Below are 17,378 nucleotides of genomic sequence, written 5' to 3'. Positions count from 1 at the left end.
ATGCCTGAGCCCATGCCAAAACAGCCCCTGTTGCAGAATGGATTGGTTCTTGGATTCCTGGCTGCGTTCTTGTGGGGTACGCATAGCGTAATCGTGCGCTATCTGACCAGCGATCTGGGCGGGTTGCAAATCGCGGTCTCGCGCCTGTTCATCGCGGCGTTGGCGATTTATTGCATGTTGCGTCTGATGCGGGTTTCCGCCTCGATCCGGTTGAGTGACTGGAATTTCCGTCTGGCCGTATTGTCGACCGTTGTGAACTATATCCTGTTCCACATCGGGCTTGAACATACCGGCGCGGCCAATGCGATGGTTTTGGAGAACACAGCGCCCTTTTTCGTGCTGGTTTTCCTTTATTTCTTTGCGGATACACCGGTCACGCGAACCGATGTTCTGGCCACAGTTTTGGCAATTCTGGGCGTTTTTCTGACCGTTTTCCGGGACTTTCAAGGAGGTGGAGAGCCCCTATTCGGGGATCTTCTTGAAATCGGAGCCGGGCTAAGCTGGGCGGTCTTCCTGATCTCAAGCAGTCGGGCTATGCGCAATTCGAAATCGACCGGAGAGCGGCTGAACTTCCTGTTCGGCATCTTCTTGTGTTCCGGGGTTCTTCTGCTGCCGCTTGCCGCGTTTTCGATGCAGGTTCCAACGGTGAATGACGTCGTGTTCCTGATCCTGCTGGGCGTGCTGCCGACCGCCTGCGCCTATTACCTGTGGTACGAGGCTGCTGCGCGGGTTTCGACCTTGACCGCAACCTTGATGTTTGCGGCCTCGGTCGTGTTCACCTTTGTCAATTCGGCGCTGTTTCTGGGGGCCGCAATCACGCCGATTGCGACCCTTGGGGGTGTGCTGATCGTGCTGGCCGTGTTTCTGACCACCAAAAACCAGAAATGATCAGCCCTCCATCGCTTCCAATTCGTCGATAAAGCCCGAGATCATCGACAGGCCCTTATCCCAGAACTTGGGATCGCTCGCGTCCAACCCGAACGGGGCCAGCAGTTCCTTGTGGTGCATCGAACCACCGGCGCGCAGCATGTCGAAATACTTGTCCTCGAACCCATCGGACCCGCTTGCGTAAACGGAATAGAGGGCGTTCACCAAGCCATCGCCAAACGCGTAGGCGTAGACGTAGAAGGGCGAGTGGACGAAGTGTGGGATATAGGCCCAGAAGGTCTCGTACCCGTCCATGAATTCGAACGCGGGGCCAAGGCTTTCGGCCTGAACGCTCATCCACAGGGAGTTGATGTCGTCGGGCGTTAACTCACCTTCGCGGCGGGCGGCGTGGAGTTTGCATTCGAAATCATAGAACGCAATCTGGCGGACGACCGTGTTGATCATGTCCTCGACCTTGCCCGCCAATAGCACTTTGCGCTGTTCGGGGGTTTCGGCCTGATCCAGCATCTTGCGGAAGGTCAACATCTCACCAAAGACCGAGGCCGTTTCGGCCAGTGTCAGCGGGGTAGAGGACAGCATCTCGCCCTGACCGGCGGCCAGTACTTGGTGGACACCATGACCCAGCTCGTGCGCCAGGGTCATCACGTCGCGCGGTTTGCCCAGATAGTTGAGCATCACGTAGGGGTGCACGTCGGTGACGGTCGGGTGGGCAAATGCACCCGGTGCCTTGCCCGGCTTCACCGCGGCATCAATCCAGCCTTTGCTGAAGAAGGGGGCGGCGATATCGCCCATGCGCGGGTCAAACGCGTTATAGGCATCCATTACGGTCTTTTCGGCCTCGTCCCAACCGACGATGCGTGTGTCTTCCATCGGCAAGGGCGCGTTGCGGTCCCAGACCTGCATCACGTCCAGCCCCAGCCATTTGCGCTTGAGCTCGTAGTAGCGGTGACTCAGTTTAGGATAGGCGGCGACGACGGCTTCGCGCAGAGCCTCAACCACTTCGGGTTCCACGTCGTTTGACAGGTGGCGACCGGTTTGAGCGGTTGGCATATTGCGCCAGCGGTCTACGATTTCTTTCTCTTTGGCCTGTGTGTTGTGAACACGGGCAAAGGTTTTGACGTTGTCCTGAAACACCCGCGCCAATTCCCGAGCAGCGGTTTCGCGTTTGCTCCGGTCCTGCTCGGTCAGCAGGTTCAGGGTGCCTTCGATGTTCAGCTCTTCGCCTTCGATGTCAAAGGTCAGGCCGGCGATGGTTTCGTCAAACAGACGTTCCCATGCATCGCCGACAACGCCCAGATCGTGCAGGAATTTCTCCAGCTCATCAGACAGTTGATAGGGCTTCATCGCGCGGATGCGGCGAAAGACGGGTTCGTACCGGCCCAGATCCGCGTTGGCGTCGAACAGGGCTTTCAGCGCGTCATCGTCGATACGATTGATCTCAAGCGTGAAGAACACCAGCGGCGTGGTGAAGATGGTAATCTTTTCCTGCATATCCGATAGGAACTTGGCGCGGTCCGCATCGGTGGTCAGCTGGTAGTACCGCAGACCGGCGAAGGACATGATCCGCCCGGCAATGGCGTTGATCTTTTCGTTTCGCAGGACGCATTGCAGCAGTCCATCGGCATCCAGATCGGCCAGCTTGCCCTCGTAGTCTGCGGCAAAGGACGCACATTCGCCTTCCAGCCAGTCCAGATCGCGCGACAGTTCCGGCGCCTCTTCCGAGCTGTACAGATCCGTCAGGTCCCATTCCGGTAGGTTGCCAAGATTGTCGGACCCGCCGACTGCGTTTGCGTCACGGACGGGGAAGGGAAGGTCGCGCATAGATCACCTCGAAATAACAGCTTTTGCCAACATCTAGGCGTGCCGGGCAGGGATCACAAGCGGGGTGTTAGTCAGACAGGGCCGGTTCGCGTTCGGCGGGCATGAAATGCGCCGCCAACTGATCGAAAACGGGGCCGCGGACCTCAGGCGCTTCCATCAAAACCTCGTGTTCCCCATCGGGGATTTCCACCAGCGTGCCGCTGGGCCAGTTGGCCATGCGGGCGCGGATCGCCTTGCGGTCGACGATCTGTTCATGGGTTCCAAGGAAAGTCAGACACGGAATGGTGGGGGCGGTCTGCTCCATCAACCAAGCGCATTCGTCCAGCGCCTCGCGCAGCCAGATTGTTGAGGGTGCGCCTAGCACCAACTCGGGATGGACGTTGAGCTGATCCTGCATCATCTGATACATCGCTGGATCACGCGTTAGCACGTTGCCTTCAAACGGTTGCGACAGGACGTAGCTTTCCAAAGATGTCGTGGGCGGGGTTTTCTCACCCAGCCCGAACCGAGGGCCCCAATAGGCGGTCAACCTGCTCAGCGGTTTCATCAATGGGGTGAAGAATATTCCCCACATTGGCCCGGTAAACGCGCAGGTGGCAAACTTGTCAGTTTCAAGTACAGCCCGCAGGCCAATGGCACCGCCCATCGAGTGACCGATGACGTGCCACGGTTTGGGTAGATCCAGCTCTGTGGCCAGCGCAAAAGCGGCCTGAGCATCCATCTGATAATCCGGTATCGTATCGACATGTCCGACACGCGGGTCGTCCAGAGGGCGATCGGCCAGCCCCTGACCACGCCAGTCGATCGCCAGAAATGCAAATCCACGCCCGACAAACTCAGTCGCGGCATTGCCGTACTTCTCGATATATTCTGTACGGCCGGGAAACATGAACACAGTCCCGACCGCATCACCCTGTGGCAGCCAATGAGCCACTCGGATGCGAACCCCGTCAGAGGTCGTCAGCCAATGGGCCTGTCCACCGGCGGGTGCGCCGGCCACGTCTTCGAACAAAGGGGCCGACGACATTTCCATCAGGCCAGCGCCGATGCCAGTTGCATGGCGACACCCATGTCACCATCGACGGTCAGCTTGCCGGACATGAAAGCACCGGTCGGGTTCAGCTCACCGCTAAGGATTTGTTCGAACGTGTCGACATCAGCGTTCATGGTGACGTCAGCTTCTTCGTCGCTGACACGCGCGCCGCTGCCGTCCAGAACAATCGAACCCACACCTTCAATGGCGAACTTGGCGGATGCGCCAAAGCCGCTGTCGGCCAGTTTTTCGTTCAGCGCCGCTGCGGCTTTTTCCAGAGTGTCGCTCATGGTTCTCCTCACTTTGATTTGAGCACAGGGAATGGACATCCTCCTGCGCTACGCTACACTGACCGTTGTTATGAGCATTGCAAGCACCAATCTCAAAGGTATCGTCGCGGCAACCGCGCTGCTAGTCACGTTTTCCATCCCTTGTCTTGCACAGCAGGCAGATTCACGGGATGAAGCCGAGTTATTGCAGCAATTGGCGCAATCAACACCCGATCAAGCGATTGGCATTGATCGTCAACTCAAGTCTCTGTGGTCGTTATCGGGTTCAGCCTCGGCTGATCTTTTGCTGGAACGGGGACGTGAGGCGCTGGATGACGGTGATACAAAGGCGGCTATCGAACATCTGACGGCGCTGACCGATCATGCGCCTGACTTTGCAGAAGGGTGGCACGTACGCGCGTCGGCATTTTTTGGGGTTGAACGGTTTGGCTTGGCAGCCGCTGATTTGGAATATGCGCTGACACTTAACCCGAACCATTACGAAGCGATCTACGGTCTTGGCCTGATCTTTGAGATTATTGGCCAACCGGACAAAGCGCTGGCTGTCTACGAGCGTGCATTGGCTATACATCCCCATCATGAAGAAGTAACCAATGCGGTGAATCGACTGAAGCCTCAGGTCGAGGGCTCGTCCCTCTAAGGGGCAGGGGGCAAGAGTGAGCGGGTCATCCCGAATCGTGGCCGTACTGGGCCCAACCAATACAGGCAAAACTCATTACGCGATCGAGCGGATGCTGGGCCACCGGACAGGTGTTATCGGCCTGCCGCTGCGTCTGCTGGCGCGCGAGGTTTATGACAAGATCGTCGCCATTCGCGGGCCGTCCGTCGTGGCGCTTGTTACGGGCGAAGAACGGATCGTGCCGCCGCGCACCCAATACTGGGTCTGCACGGTCGAGGCGATGCCCGAGGGTATGGGCGCCGATTTCGTGGCCATCGACGAAATCCAGCTGTGTACCGACCCTGAACGCGGCCATGTTTTCACCGATCGTCTGCTGCGGTCTCGCGGTACAAGCGAGACGCTGTTCCTAGGCTCGGACACCATGCGTGGTCCCATATCAGCGCTGGTGCCCGAGGCACAGTTTGTGCGGCGCGAACGGATGTCTCAACTGGTCTATGCCGGGTCGAAAAAGATCAGCCGGATGCCTCCACGCAGCGCCATCGTCGGGTTCTCGGTTGATAACGTCTATGCCATCGCGGAACTGCTGCGTCGTCAAAAGGGAGGGGCGGCCGTGGTCATGGGTGCGCTCAGCCCGCGCACCCGTAATGCGCAGGTGGACCTCTATCAGAATGGAGAAGTTGATTATCTGGTCGCCACCGACGCCATCGGTATGGGCTTGAATCTGGACGTGAATCACGTGGCTTTTTCTTCGCTGACCAAGTTTGACGGTCGGCGGATGCGGCCCTTGGCCCCAAACGAACTGGCCCAGATCGCAGGCCGGGCCGGGCGTGGGATGTCGGATGGCACGTTTGGCGTCACGGGCGAGGCCCCGCCGTTGGACGAAGGCACAGCACAAGCGATCATGGACAGCCGCTTCACGCCGATGAAAAAGCTGAACTGGCGGAATGCTGCCTTGCGGTTCGGATCCATCGAGGCACTGATCGACTCGCTAGAAGTCAGTCCCGACAACGAAAACCTGCTCAAAGCACGGCCCGCCGACGATCTGAACGTGCTGAAATCGCTGTCACAAGTGACCGAGGTCATGGCCCGCGCCAGCGATCCTCAATCCGTGCGCCTGCTGTGGGATGTGTGCCGAATCCCCGATTTTCGCGGCATCAGCCATTCGGAACATGCCAGCCTGCTCGAGGTGATCTACGGGCATCTGCACGAACGCCAGTCGATCCCTGATGACTTCATGGCGCGGCAAATCCGCCGGATTGATCGGACGGACGGAGATATTGATGCGCTCTCCAAACGGCTAGCATATATTCGCACCTGGACATATGTTGCGCAACGAAACGGATGGGTTCGTGACGAATCCCATTGGCGTGAGGAAACGCGCGCTGTAGAAGACAGGCTGTCAGATGCATTACATGACCGTCTGACCCAACGATTTGTGGACCGGCGCACATCCGTTTTGCTGCGGCGGCTCAAACAGAAGGAGGCCCTTTTGGCCGAAGTAAATGACAAGGGTGAAGTGACCGTCGAAGGCGAATTCGTCGGTCGTTTGGAAGGGTTCCGGTTTAGCCCGGACAAGGCTGCGCAGGGGACCGAGGCGAAAGCTTTGAAATCGGCGTCCTTGCAGGCCCTCGCGCCGCAATTCCATCTGCGCGCCGATCGCTTCTACAACGCGCCCGATACCGAAATTGATTTCACCGAACAAGGTGGCCTGATGTGGGGCGAATATGCCGTCGGCAAGCTGGTTGCCGGGGCAGAACCGCTCAAGCCCATGGTCGAGGTCTTCGTGGATGAAGCCGCAGGCCCCGACGTCGAACAAAAAGTGCAGCGCCGCTTGCAGCACTTCATCGACCGCAAGGTGGCCGCGCTGTTTGAACCGCTGCTGAACTTGTCACGGGACGAGGAGCTGAGCGGTCTGGCCAAGGGCTTTGCCTTCCGCATGGTCGAGGCATTGGGCATTCTGCCTCGCGCGCAGGTCGCGCAAGACGTGAAGGATCTGGATCAGGACGCCCGCGGAGCGCTGCGCAAGCACGGTATCCGGTTTGGCCAGTTTACCATCTTCATGCCGCTGCTGCTGAAACCTGCGCCGACGCGCCTACGTCTTGTTCTGTGGGCGCTTGCGGGTGGCTTGCAGGAATTTCCCGAAGCGCCACCTCCGGGCCTGGTCACGGTGCCCGTCGCCAAGGACGCGCCGCGGGGCTATGACACAATGTGCGGTTACCGCGATGCCGGTGAGCGTTCGATCCGTATCGATATGCTGGAACGTCTGGCCGACATGCTGCGGTCTGAGGACAGTCGTGGTGGGTTCGAAGCCAAGCCCGACATGCTCTCGATCACCGGTATGACGCTCGAGCAATTCGCCGACCTGATGCAAGGCTTGGGTTACAAGGCCGAGCGTGGCGAGCGTGAAAAGGTCAAAGCCGCTCCTGCTGAACAACCTGCGGCAGAAGCGTCCGAGCAACCTGTGACTGAGGAAACCCCGGCAGACGCAGGTGCGACGAATGAGGCCGCCGCACCCGCCGAGGCGCCAGCCGAGGCCACCGAAAGCACCGAGGCGGCAGCCGAGGCTCCGGTCGTAGAACCCGCAAGTGATGAGCCCGAGGTCGAGGTGTTCTATACCTTCACGTGGGGCCGTCAGCGTCAGCAAAATCGTGGCCCGCGCCGCGAGCAGGGGCAGGGCAAGGGCAAACCGCGTGGCAAACCTCAGGACAACCGCCGCCCGCAGGGCAAAAAGGGTGGCAAGCCGCAAGGCGCGAAATCTTTCTCGGCCCGTCCGCCCAAGAAAGAGAAAGCCATTGATCCCGACAACCCCTTCGCCGCTGCGTTGATGGGGCTGAAGGACGGCAACTAAACGCGCATGTCCGAGGCCAAGCTGCGGATCGACAAATGGCTGTGGCAGGCGCGGTTCTTCAAGACTCGCAGCCTGTCGGCCAAACAGGTCAGCGGCGGCCATGTGCGCTTGAACGGCAACCGGGTGCTGAAACCGGCGACAGCCATCAGCCCCGGAGACGTTCTGACCTTTCCGCAGGGCCGCATTGTGCGTGTTGTGCGGGTGGAAAAACTGGGTGAACGCCGCGGCCCGGCCCCCGAGGCACAAACGCTATATACGGATTTGACCGAAAAGCAGGACAAGCCGCCGCGAAATCCAAGCTTTGAAGGAAAAGGTCGTCCAACCAAGAAAGATCGGCGCGCGCTTGATCTTTCTCGCAATCTCGATAGCTGATCCTATCTTGAAGCTGACGCCATACTGATTTAGCTAGACGTCCAAAGCGCAAACGGGAATCCGAACATGACCTACGTTGTCACTGAAAACTGCATTGGCTGCAAATACACCGACTGTGTCGAAGTGTGCCCGGTGGATTGTTTCTATGAAGGTGAAAACACGCTGGTCATTCATCCGGACGAATGCATTGACTGTGGCGTTTGCGAACCCGAATGCCCCGCCGACGCCATCCGCCCCGACACCGAGCCGGGCATGGACCAATGGGTCGAGTTCAACCGGAAATACTCGGAAATGTGGCCGGTTATCATTACCAAAAAAGACCCGCTGCCCGAAGCCGAAGAACGCGACGGTGAAGAGGGTAAAATGGAGAAGTATTTCTCGGAAGCACCGGGTGAAGGCGGTTAAGCGATTCGCCGCCTAAACTCTTTAGTTTAAGAGCAAGAAATCCTCTTAACATTTTGTTTTTATTTAATTTTAATGCTTTGTCTATCCGCGCTGCTTTCGTGTGTCGCATTTTTGTGATATACTTGGTAGCTGAATGATGACTGAGCTGGGGATGACTCCGTAAGTATGTACGCTTTGGAGTTTTGATTTTTAGACAAACAAACCGCCTGACCGGGCCAGAGTGGCGCGGGTTGGGGCGTATTGTTGTCTGTTGTCCAGCTCATTTAACCAAGGATGAACCTGTATGTCTAAGTCGAAAAAGCTTGAGTTCCGCCCGAACGATTATGTTGTCTACCCAGCCCATGGCGTGGGACAGATCATCTCGATCGAGGAGCAGGAAGTCGCGGGATATTCGCTCGAGCTGTTCGTGATTTCTTTTGAAAAAGACAAGATGACCTTGCGCGTTCCGACCAACAAGGCAACAGAATCTGGCCTTCGGTCGCTGAGTTCACCGGACGTCATTAGCCAAGCGATGAAAACCTTGAAGGGTAAGGCCAAGGTCAAGCGCGCAATGTGGTCGCGTCGGGCGCAGGAATATGAACAGAAAATCAACTCAGGCGACCTGATCTCGATCGCCGAAGTTGTCCGCGATCTGCACCGCACCGATGATCAGCGCGAACAAAGCTATTCCGAACGTCAGCTGTACGAGGCTGCGCTTGAGCGTCTGACCCGTGAAGTTGCCGCCGTTTCAGGGGCAGGCGAGGTGTCTGCGGCCAAACAAGTGGACGAAGTCCTCACATCGCGCGCCGCCTAATCGACCTACTACAAATTTCGATGGGCCGCCCGTATCACAGGCGGCCTTTTCCGTTTGACGGGCTTGGTGAACTGAGGAAAATCCGCTAATTTCCGTTTTGGTAGAGGCGGATAGATGGCAAGGATAAAGAAAACTCTCAGGTATCTATATATCGGCCACGATCCGGTGTCGGTCTGGTTCCGATATTGTCTGATCCTGTTCGACGCCGGAACTATCGTTTTCTTTATTGCCACGGCGCATATTCCTCATGGTCCCGGAATTTCAGCCGCCAGCATGATCGTGGGCTTTTTGATCCTGTTGGATTTTTCTGCCCGTCTGTGGATCGCAAAGAAACCCTGGCAGCTTTTCTTCAAGGTTTACACACTGGCGGATGTGGTAGTCATTCTGTCTTTGATGCTTGACCCCCTGATCACTGGTAATCTGGCGTTTTTGCGTATTCTCAGGGCTTTGCGCTTGATTCATTCGTATCACTTGCTGCGAGACCTGCGCCGTGACAGCTCGTTTTTCCGCACACATGAAGATGCGGTGATCGCGGCGATCAACCTTTTGGTTTTTGTGTTCGTGACCTCGACAGCTGTTTTGGTATTCTTCATCCCTGAGAACAGCCAGACAGCCTATATCGACGCGCTGTATTTTACGATGGCGACGCTGACCACCACTGGCTTCGGGGACATCACATTGGCCACTCCGGGTGGTAAACTCTTTTCAGTTTTCATTATGGTGGTCGGTGTTGCGCTATTTGTGCGTCTCGCGCAGGCAATTTTCATGCCGCAGAAGGTGCGCTACAAATGCCCGAGTTGCGGCCTATTCCGTCACGACCCCGATGCAGTTCATTGCAAACACTGCGGCGAGGTGCTGCGGATTGAGACAGGTGGCTCGTCCTAAAGCAAAGTAACCAATGTCAGCAGCATAGCGATTTCAGAGATTTGCTGAGTCGCGCCCAGTACGTCGCCTGTCTGACCGCCGATCTTGGACCTTGCGACCATTGCCAGAGCAAAAACTGCCAGCGCGCTCAACAGAACGGCCGCTAAAGCGGAAATCCCGATCAGAACTGCGCAAATCCCGAACGCCAATCCGACGCCGCCCGCGACAATAGATATCTTTGGGGCGCCAACCGATTGGCTCAGCCCCGACCCTCGTGCATTCGGTAAGCTGGCCATAACAGGAGGCATCATCGCGCGCGACCAGACACTTGCGGCCAAAATTGCCGAGAAATACTGGGCCGCGAGCAGCGTCTCGATCAAGGTGACGCGTAAGAAAAGTGACATGATCAACGCCAAAACGCCATACGTGCCAATGTGGCTGTCCTTCATGATCTCCAGCCGACGTTCGGGGGTGAAGCCGCCCCAAAACCCGTCAACTGTATCTGCCAGGCCATCCTCGTGCATGGCGCCAGTGGACAGAATTAGTGCGGTTACCACCAAAATGGCGCTGGCCGTGGCGTTCAGCCCGATCGACATCGCAGCCCAACCTACACAGCAGGCCAAAGCGCCAAGAATAGCTCCGACGAAAGGAAAGGCCCATGCAGCGCTGGCCTGTCGCGCAAATACCTGCGAAGGCAGTTTGGGGACGGGCAAACGCGTCAACAGGACCAAAGCCAGCGGAATATCCCACAAGGAAATGGGCACCGTGTCGTTTTTTGCCATTTCCACGCCTTTCAGGGTCTTGTTGGATGGATTGCTTCGGTTAAACACACAGGACCACTCTGATGCAACGAGGCTTTGGATGCTGCCTGAACTAAAAGACCTAAATTCCTTTCGAGATGCCCTTCTTCGTGCGCCTGGCCCTGATCAGGACGCTGTGAACGGAGCCGCAGACCGAAATGGGCAACTGACCAAGCCACCCGGCGCATTGGGGCGGCTTGAGGATCTGGCCATCTGGTATGCGGGTTGGCGCGGGGATGCGCGGCCACAGATTTCGGCACCGCAGGTGATTGTTTTCGCCGGAAACCATGGCGTAACGGCGCAAGGTGTGTCTGCATTTCCACCGGAAGTCACCGTTCAGATGGTGATGAACTTTGAGCATGGCGGAGCGGCCATCAACCAGCTTGCCAAGTCGGCTGGAGCGACCATGGATGTACATGCGCTTGAGTTGGACCGTCCAACAGCAGATTTCACCGCGGGTCCTGCGATGTCTGAGGCCGAGGTGTTGGCCGCACTTCGCACGGGGTGGGACGCGGTAGACGCAACCGCCGATCTGTTGGTGGTGGGCGAGATGGGAATTGGCAACACCACCCCGGCTGCCGCAATTGCCTGCACCTTGTTTGGCGGTGACGCCGCGGACTGGACGGGCCGGGGCACCGGTGTAGACGACGCTGGTCTTGCGAATAAAACCCGTGTTGTGGCCGAAGGCGTTGCGCTGCATGGCGGCACGGGTGATGGGATCGAAATTCTGCGCCGTCTGGGCGGACGCGAGATCGCCGCCATGGCTGGAGCGATCGCGGCAGCGCGGGTATTGCGCATCCCGGTCATCTTGGATGGTTTCATCTGCTCCGCCGCCGCTGCGTGCTTGGCGGATATCGCCGACGGCGCGTTGGATCATTCCGTCGCTGGACATCAAAGCGCCGAAGGTGCCCATGGCGCGGTTTTGGCAAAGCTGGGCAAACAGCCGCTGCTGAACCTTGGTTTGCGACTGGGCGAGGGGTCGGGCGGCACTCTGGCGATCAATATCCTCAAAAGCGCAGTGGCCTGTCATTCCGGCATGGCAACTTTTGCCGAGGCGGGCGTGTCAGACGGTTGATCTGATGGCCTGACCCTTTGGGTCAGGCTGACTTTTTGGCGTGTTTTTCGGCCAGTTCCAACAGCTCGGTTTCGAGATCCTTTTCGAACTGGCGGGCCCGTTCAATGTATTTCTTGTTCTCGGCTGTCGGCATTCCGGGAATCCAAAGCTCGGCCAACTCGCGTACCGACATCCTGTCGTGATGATAGAAGGTCTGTTCGGCCTGCGCGGCCTCGTATTCGCTCAGGCCGATGTTTTCCAGAACATACCGACCGGCGCGCAGTGATCCGTCAAACATCTCGCGCACGATATCATTGGCGCCAGCCTGATACAGTTCATAGACATGGGTTCTGTCCCGGGCGCGGGCGATAATGTGCAAATCGGGTCGCTGACGACGTGCGAACCCCACCAGACGAGTAACCTGTTTGGGATCGTCCATTGCGGCCACCAAAACAGCAGCTTTTTCCAGGCCAGCGGCGCGCAGCAGTTCAGGACGGGTGGGGTCGCCCAGAAACCCTTTGACGCCGAACCGACGCATCAGTTGGACCGTCTCAATGTCGTGGTCCAAAACGACCGTCTTGGTTCCACTGGCCTGAACCAGCCGGTTGACGATCTGACCGAAACGGCCAATCCCGGCAATTATCACAGGGCCTTTTTCATCTATCTCATCGGGTTCGGGTGTCGGAGCGCCGTCGCTCATCCGGCGCGACAACAGATCATAGATGATGAACAGAAGCGGCGTGATCAACATGGTCAAAGCGATGATCATCAGCAGCTTTTGTGACAAATCGGGAGGGATGACGTTCTGCTGGGTCGAAAAGGCAAGTAGAACAAACCCAAACTCGCCCGCTTGCGCCAGCCCCAGCGTGAACAGCCAATGATCGCGACCACGTAATTTAAACGCGCGGCCGACCAGAAACAGAATGATCCCTTTGACGAGGATGACTAAAAGGGCCAGCCCGATCAGATCGAACGGATCATTGAAGAAATAGGCGACGTCAATTCCGGCCCCGACGGTGATGAAGAACAGGCCCAGAAACAAACCCTTAAAGGGTTCCAGATCGCTTTCCATCTCATGCCGGAATTCCGAGCTGGCCAGCACTACCCCCGCCAGAAACGCACCGAGGGCCGGGGAAAGGCCAACCAACGTCATCAAAAAGGAAATCCCGACAACGATCATCAATGCCAATGCTGTATACATCTCGCGTAGGCGCGTGGCGTGGATAAAGCGGAATAGGGGGCGGGTCAGGTAGACACCAGCCAGAATAACAAAGGCAATGGCACCGATAGTGACCAATGTGACGGCCCAGCCCGGCAGGCCTTCGACCAGTGACAAGCTGTGATGCGCCTTGTCGTGAAGGTCCGTTGCGGCCCTGTTTATGGAACCGTCATTCTGAATTTGCGGAATCGCCGGCAGGGCCAGCAACGGTAGCAGCGCAAGGATCGGGATCACTGCAATGTCTTGCGTCAAAAGCACCGAGAAAGTCGCGCGCCCTCCGTTCGTTTGCATCAAGCCTTTTTCGGACAAGGTTTGCAAAACGATCGCTGTTGAGGACAAAGACAAGGTCAAACCGACTGCCAGTGCCACGGACCACGGATGATTGGCGTAGATGGCAACGCCCGCGATCACTCCGGTAGACAGCAAAACCTGAAGGCCACCCAATCCCAGCAAGCGCTCGCGCATGTCCCACAAAGCGCGGGGTTCCAGTTCCAGCCCGATCAGGAACAGCATCATGACCACGCCGAACTCGGCCACATGCTGCAGGCTTTCGGTTTCGGCGCCGACCAGTCCAAACATGGGCCCTATGACGATCCCTGCGGCCAGGTATCCCAAGACCGAACCAAGCCCCAGGCGCGCCGACAGCGGCACAGCGATCACGGCGGCAGCCAGATAGATCGAAGCCTGGTAAAGGAAATCGTCCATATTATCCTCTTTGGGTCAGGTAGGCAGGGGCGCGTCGCGCTTGAGTTGGTCCATAACGATCTGGCTTTGCACACGTGCTACCGCAGGATGCGGCAGTATCACCTGATGAAGCAAGCGATTGAGGGCGGATAGATCGTCGCAATAGACATGAAGCAGGTAATCTGCCTCACCTGTCATCGTCCAGGCGCTGGTGATTTCGGGCCGGGTGTCGACCATGCGGGCAAAGCTTTCGGATTGTTCCGGACCGTGAGTGCCGAGATGGACCTGAACAAAGCCTTGTACCTGCAGCCCCAGCTTCAGCGGGTCCAGACGCGCGGCGTAGCCGGTGATGTATCCTTCAGCCTCCAGCCTTTGACGACGGCGGCCGGCTTGACTGGGCGACAGGTTCAGCATCTCACCCAGCTGATGCGCCGTCAGATGCGCATTTGTCTGAAGTGCTGATAAGAGTCGCGTATCGGTGGAATCCAGCATATGCGGACTTCTTTCGTAAAAATCTGTTTTGGTGCGGACATCGCGCGTTTCCACCTAGTTTACTCGAAAACAATGCGCAGAAACAGCGCCGAATAAGGCGTATTTTGGAATCAGCAAAGAAATTCCTGTTTTCACGGAGACGCGCCATGGGACCCTTCCCGCATAACGCCCCGAAATCCGCCATCAGCAACGAAAACCCCGCCGGAACCGACGGTTTCGAATTTGTCGAATTTGCCCATCCCAACCCGCAAGAGCTGCGTGATCTTTTCACCAAGATGGGCTTTGAGTTGGTCGGTCACCATAAGACGAAGCCATCGGTGGAACTTTGGCAGCAAGGCGATGTGACTTACATCCTCAATGCGGATGCGGACAGTTTTGCAGCTAAGTTTGTTACAGAACATGGCCCTTGTGCACCGGCGATGGGGTGGCGCGTCGTGGATGCGCAAAAAGCCTATGAACACGCGGTCAGCAAGGGCGCCGAGCCCTATGATGCTGCGGACAAAACGATGGACGTACCTGCGATCAAAGGGATCGGCGGGTCTTTGATCTATTTCATCGACCAATATTATGAGACGTCTCCCTACAACCAAGAGTTCAAGTGGACCGAACAGTCCAAGCCGCGGGGTGACGGGTTTTATTACCTCGATCACCTCACCCACAACGTCTACAAGGGAAATATGGACAAGTGGTTCAAGTTTTACGGCGATTTGTTCAACTTCCGTGAGATCCGCTTTTTCGATATTCAGGGTAAGTTCACAGGGCTTTACAGCCGCGCGCTGACATCGCCCTGTGGCCGTATTCGCATCCCGATCAACGAAGATCGCGGCGAGACCGGGCAGATCGTCTCTTATCTGAAAAAGTACAAGGGTGAAGGCATCCAGCATATCGCCGTCGGCAGCGAGGATATCTATGCGTCGACGGATGCGATTGCCGAAAAGGGTTTGAAATTCATGCCCGGCCCAAACGAAGCGTATTACCATATGTCCAAAGACCGCGTGGTCGACCACGAAGAGCCACTGGATCGGATGATGAAACACGGCATTCTGATCGACGGCGAAGGCGTTCTGGACGGTGGCGAAACGCGGATCTTGCTTCAGATTTTCTCAAAAACAGTGATTGGGCCGATATTCTTCGAGTTCATCCAGCGCAAAGGTGACGATGGATTTGGCGAGGGCAACTTTCAGGCGCTGTTCGAATCCATCGAGCGCGAGCAGATCGAAAGTGGTGAAATATCAGCGGCTTGAGCTGGTTATCAAATGCGTAAATTGGGCGGCGCATCACCTGTGCCGCCTTTAACTTCTGGGCATTTTCAGCGTAACGTTCTGACCGCGTTTTTGATATCGCAATTCGCTGTCACTGATCGCGACAACGTTGCCGCCATCAAGACGATCCCCAACCTTCAGCTTTTTGTAGCGCCCGCTGGGCAACCGCACCAACGCTCGACGGTTTGCTGGGGTGCCATACACGCCTATGAGATTCAGTTTTCGCAGGTTGATTGCGTTGTCGATGGTTGCCTGCCGCGCAACCGACGCCGATGACGGAATTTTCGGGGCCACCGCCCGCGGTTGGAAAGTGTCAGGTTCGTTGGTGCTGCGCTCTATCGCGGCGGTCGACCCAAGACTGACTGCGGTGGTGCTTGCAGGTCGGTTAACACCGGCAGGGCGCGGTTTCGGGCGTGGGACGCGAACAACCGCCAGCGCGGTTGGTGTTTCGTCTACCTGTGGGCTTTGTTGCAACGACGCCGGACGTAGCTTGGGCCGAAGAACCGCCAATTCGGCAAGAGTTCGACCGCCAAGTTGCTGCCGTTCGAACCGGTCTATCAGGTCGGATGGGCGAGGGTTGGGCCGCAGCTCTGCCAGTCTGGTCGTTGGGTCTTCTTCAATTGGTTCCTGTTCGAAACGGACTGGTACTTCTGGCGGGACTTTTGACGGTCGGCCAAGGAAAACTAGAACACCGTCCGGATTCAGCGTGCCTTCTGCTGTTGCGCTCACAAGTCCGCGTTCGTCCAGATCAAACCGCGTCCCTGAGGCGCTGGGTTCGCTGGGTTGGGAGTATACGTCTCCCATCGCAAAGCTGGTCACCAATGGCGGAGCCACGGCATCGCGCGACAGGTCTGATCGATCGGTTGACGCTATAAATTGGGCATCAGGCGATTCCGACGCAGGACCAGACAGAGGCTCAACCGAGCCTATTTGCGCGCCAGCATGCAGCTGCTCTGGTTCGGGGGTTGTTTCAATCGGCTCGACTTCGGTGGGTGCAATCTTCAAAGCCTCAAGAATGGCGGCATCGGTCGGAGAAACCTTGGGCGCTTTGGGATCGGTGTCTTCAACTGAGGTTTCTGGTGCCGGTTCGACAACGGTCAATTCAGTTGGCTTTTCAGCTGGTTCGGTTTCGGCTGTGATCGGGGACGATTCCGGTGTTTCTGCTTCCGACACGGCGGTTTTGGATGGTGCCTCCTGCGCTGCTTCTTCGACAAGTGCAGTTTCCGGTAGAGTGACATCATCATCACCCGACCCAAGGAAGGCCCACATCAAAACGGCGGCGATACCCAGAGCAGCCGCGGCGCTGATAGATATACCGTATCCTTCTAGACGGTTTGAAAGTGACGCCTCGTGGTGCTCTGCAGCCGCAGCTGCGCGGAATTCCGTTGGCTTTTCTTCGGCCGCGATCGCGTGCACCGGAAGCGCCGAAACGGGAGTCTCTTCTACGGGGGCCGGGTTTCTTGGTGCCAGGAATTGAGGCTCGGACGGGTAGTCCTGCTCGTCGGTGTTGGTCGTGACCTGGGTCGGAACAAAGCCGTAGTCGTTGGCGAATGCCAATGCCTCATCCAGCGTCTGCCGGGCGATCGCTGCCACATGTATCAGCGCGCCGTCGGTTGCGGTGTCGAATCTCAGGTCTTCAAGCGTATAGGGCGTCGCATCCGTTAACGCGGTCTGAACCAATAGGCTCTGTCCTTCGGCATCTTCATCGCCGGTTCCAAGGCTAAGGAACCGAACCTGATCGGCCGGCAGGACCAGCTTGCAATTCAGGTCATTTTCCAGCGCGAATCCTTTGTCGCGCAGTGTTTTGACCTGATCCGAAAAATCCGGGGCATCCAGCGAAACATCACCAACGCAGAACCAGTCACCATCCGAAAAGTGGTGCAAAGAAATTCCGGCAGTAGAAAAAGACAGCGCAAAAGCGGGTTTCATAATCC

16 protein-coding genes are annotated in these 17,378 nt (G+C 57.3%); 9 read left to right on the top strand and 7 right to left on the bottom strand.

The window, feature by feature from the left end; genetic code table 11:
* Complete coding sequence (locus tag AC2FNR_RS06375) at positions 1 to 888, top strand: DMT family transporter (protein WP_496848443.1); 888 nt, start codon at positions 1 to 3, stop codon at positions 886 to 888.
* Here the strand turns inward: AC2FNR_RS06375 and AC2FNR_RS06370 are convergent, their stop codons facing one another.
* The 3 genes from AC2FNR_RS06370 to AC2FNR_RS06360 form a co-directional block, all read right to left on the bottom strand.
* Positions 889 to 2,709, bottom strand: a complete 1,821-nt coding sequence (locus AC2FNR_RS06370; RefSeq protein ID WP_496848442.1) for a M3 family oligoendopeptidase — start codon at positions 2,707 to 2,709, stop codon at positions 889 to 891. It lies immediately after the preceding gene.
* 67 nt (positions 2,710 to 2,776) lie between these two features.
* Complete coding sequence (locus AC2FNR_RS06365; RefSeq protein WP_496848441.1) at positions 2,777 to 3,742, bottom strand: alpha/beta fold hydrolase; 966 nt, start codon at positions 3,740 to 3,742, stop codon at positions 2,777 to 2,779.
* Positions 3,742 to 4,032 (bottom strand): SCP2 sterol-binding domain-containing protein, encoded by a 291-nt coding sequence (locus tag AC2FNR_RS06360; protein WP_170750697.1) that lies wholly within the window; start codon positions 4,030 to 4,032, stop codon positions 3,742 to 3,744. The genes AC2FNR_RS06365 and AC2FNR_RS06360 overlap by 1 nt, the downstream gene beginning before the upstream one ends.
* A gap of 31 nt (positions 4,033 to 4,063) precedes the next feature.
* On the opposite strand from AC2FNR_RS06360, the gene AC2FNR_RS06355 reads away from it, so the two are divergent.
* The 6 genes from AC2FNR_RS06355 (at position 4,064) to AC2FNR_RS06330 (ending at position 9,954) form a co-directional block, all read left to right on the top strand.
* Positions 4,064 to 4,672, top strand: coding sequence for a tetratricopeptide repeat protein (locus AC2FNR_RS06355; RefSeq protein WP_170352840.1), 609 nt, complete (start codon positions 4,064 to 4,066; stop codon positions 4,670 to 4,672).
* Between the two features lie 16 nt (positions 4,673 to 4,688).
* Positions 4,689 to 7,499, top strand: a complete 2,811-nt coding sequence (locus AC2FNR_RS06350; protein ID WP_496848440.1) for a helicase-related protein — start codon at positions 4,689 to 4,691, stop codon at positions 7,497 to 7,499.
* Positions 7,500 to 7,505: 6 nt separating this feature from the next.
* On the top strand, positions 7,506 to 7,871 hold the full coding sequence (locus AC2FNR_RS06345) for an RNA-binding S4 domain-containing protein (RefSeq protein WP_496848439.1): 366 nt from the start codon (positions 7,506 to 7,508) through the stop codon (positions 7,869 to 7,871).
* A 66-nt stretch (positions 7,872 to 7,937) separates the two neighbouring features.
* A complete protein-coding gene (gene fdxA / locus AC2FNR_RS06340; protein WP_170352843.1) occupies positions 7,938 to 8,276 on the top strand; it encodes a ferredoxin FdxA in 339 nt (112 codons plus the stop codon).
* Between the two features lie 283 nt (positions 8,277 to 8,559).
* Positions 8,560 to 9,069 carry a CarD family transcriptional regulator gene (locus AC2FNR_RS06335; protein ID WP_170352844.1) on the top strand — a complete coding sequence of 170 codons (510 nt, stop codon included), beginning with the start codon at positions 8,560 to 8,562 and terminating at the stop codon, positions 9,067 to 9,069.
* A gap of 114 nt (positions 9,070 to 9,183) precedes the next feature.
* Positions 9,184 to 9,954 carry an ion channel gene (locus AC2FNR_RS06330; RefSeq protein ID WP_170750707.1) on the top strand — a complete coding sequence of 257 codons (771 nt, stop codon included), beginning with the start codon at positions 9,184 to 9,186 and terminating at the stop codon, positions 9,952 to 9,954.
* Here AC2FNR_RS06330 and cobS read toward each other — a convergent pair.
* Positions 9,951 to 10,715, bottom strand: a complete 765-nt coding sequence (gene cobS, locus AC2FNR_RS06325) for an adenosylcobinamide-GDP ribazoletransferase (RefSeq protein WP_480867381.1) — start codon at positions 10,713 to 10,715, stop codon at positions 9,951 to 9,953. The two genes, AC2FNR_RS06330 and cobS, sit on opposite strands and share 4 nt — an antisense overlap.
* A gap of 79 nt (positions 10,716 to 10,794) precedes the next feature.
* Here cobS and cobT point away from each other — a divergent pair, with 79 nt between their 5' ends.
* A complete protein-coding gene (cobT, locus tag AC2FNR_RS06320) occupies positions 10,795 to 11,808 on the top strand; it encodes a nicotinate-nucleotide--dimethylbenzimidazole phosphoribosyltransferase (RefSeq protein ID WP_496848438.1) in 1,014 nt (337 codons plus the stop codon).
* A 22-nt stretch (positions 11,809 to 11,830) separates the two neighbouring features.
* Here cobT and AC2FNR_RS06315 read toward each other — a convergent pair whose 3' ends face one another.
* Positions 11,831 to 13,711: a monovalent cation:proton antiporter-2 (CPA2) family protein gene (locus AC2FNR_RS06315; protein WP_170352848.1), complete on the bottom strand. Its 1,881-nt coding sequence runs from the start codon at positions 13,709 to 13,711 to the stop codon at positions 11,831 to 11,833.
* A gap of 15 nt (positions 13,712 to 13,726) precedes the next feature.
* The gene (locus AC2FNR_RS06310) at positions 13,727 to 14,182 is read right to left on the bottom strand and encodes an Lrp/AsnC family transcriptional regulator (protein WP_170352849.1); all 456 of its coding nucleotides are present in this window, start codon (positions 14,180 to 14,182) and stop codon (positions 13,727 to 13,729) included.
* 146 nt (positions 14,183 to 14,328) lie between these two features.
* Between AC2FNR_RS06310 and hppD the strand changes: the two genes are divergently transcribed.
* The gene (gene hppD / locus AC2FNR_RS06305) at positions 14,329 to 15,426 is read left to right on the top strand and encodes a 4-hydroxyphenylpyruvate dioxygenase (RefSeq protein ID WP_170750713.1); all 1,098 of its coding nucleotides are present in this window, start codon (positions 14,329 to 14,331) and stop codon (positions 15,424 to 15,426) included.
* Between the two features lie 48 nt (positions 15,427 to 15,474).
* Here hppD and AC2FNR_RS06300 read toward each other — a convergent pair whose 3' ends face one another.
* Positions 15,475 to 17,373 carry a hypothetical protein gene (locus AC2FNR_RS06300; RefSeq protein ID WP_496848437.1) on the bottom strand — a complete coding sequence of 633 codons (1,899 nt, stop codon included), beginning with the start codon at positions 17,371 to 17,373 and terminating at the stop codon, positions 15,475 to 15,477.
* Positions 17,374 to 17,378 lie beyond the last annotated feature (5 nt).

Source organism: Ruegeria sp. SATB045, from assembly GCF_059613525.1.
The sequence above is the reverse complement of the archived record's forward strand: the minus strand, read 5'-3'. Positions and strand labels throughout refer to the sequence as shown.

Coding starts and splice junctions, on each gene's coding strand:
- AC2FNR_RS06375 (WP_496848443.1), top strand. CDS start 1: ATGCCTGAGCCCATGCCAAAACAGCCCCTGTTGCAGAATGGATTGGTT.
- AC2FNR_RS06370 (WP_496848442.1), bottom strand. CDS start 2,709: ATGCGCGACCTTCCCTTCCCCGTCCGTGACGCAAACGCAGTCGGCGGG.
- AC2FNR_RS06365 (WP_496848441.1), bottom strand. CDS start 3,742: ATGGAAATGTCGTCGGCCCCTTTGTTCGAAGACGTGGCCGGCGCACCC.
- AC2FNR_RS06360 (WP_170750697.1), bottom strand. CDS start 4,032: ATGAGCGACACTCTGGAAAAAGCCGCAGCGGCGCTGAACGAAAAACTG.
- AC2FNR_RS06355 (WP_170352840.1), top strand. CDS start 4,064: ATGGACATCCTCCTGCGCTACGCTACACTGACCGTTGTTATGAGCATT.
- AC2FNR_RS06345 (WP_496848439.1), top strand. CDS start 7,506: ATGTCCGAGGCCAAGCTGCGGATCGACAAATGGCTGTGGCAGGCGCGG.
- fdxA (WP_170352843.1), top strand. CDS start 7,938: ATGACCTACGTTGTCACTGAAAACTGCATTGGCTGCAAATACACCGAC.
- AC2FNR_RS06335 (WP_170352844.1), top strand. CDS start 8,560: ATGTCTAAGTCGAAAAAGCTTGAGTTCCGCCCGAACGATTATGTTGTC.
- AC2FNR_RS06330 (WP_170750707.1), top strand. CDS start 9,184: ATGGCAAGGATAAAGAAAACTCTCAGGTATCTATATATCGGCCACGAT.
- cobS (WP_480867381.1), bottom strand. CDS start 10,715: ATGGCAAAAAACGACACGGTGCCCATTTCCTTGTGGGATATTCCGCTG.
- cobT (WP_496848438.1), top strand. CDS start 10,795: ATGCTGCCTGAACTAAAAGACCTAAATTCCTTTCGAGATGCCCTTCTT.
- AC2FNR_RS06315 (WP_170352848.1), bottom strand. CDS start 13,711: ATGGACGATTTCCTTTACCAGGCTTCGATCTATCTGGCTGCCGCCGTG.
- AC2FNR_RS06310 (WP_170352849.1), bottom strand. CDS start 14,182: ATGCTGGATTCCACCGATACGCGACTCTTATCAGCACTTCAGACAAAT.
- hppD (WP_170750713.1), top strand. CDS start 14,329: ATGGGACCCTTCCCGCATAACGCCCCGAAATCCGCCATCAGCAACGAA.
- AC2FNR_RS06300 (WP_496848437.1), bottom strand. CDS start 17,373: ATGAAACCCGCTTTTGCGCTGTCTTTTTCTACTGCCGGAATTTCTTTG.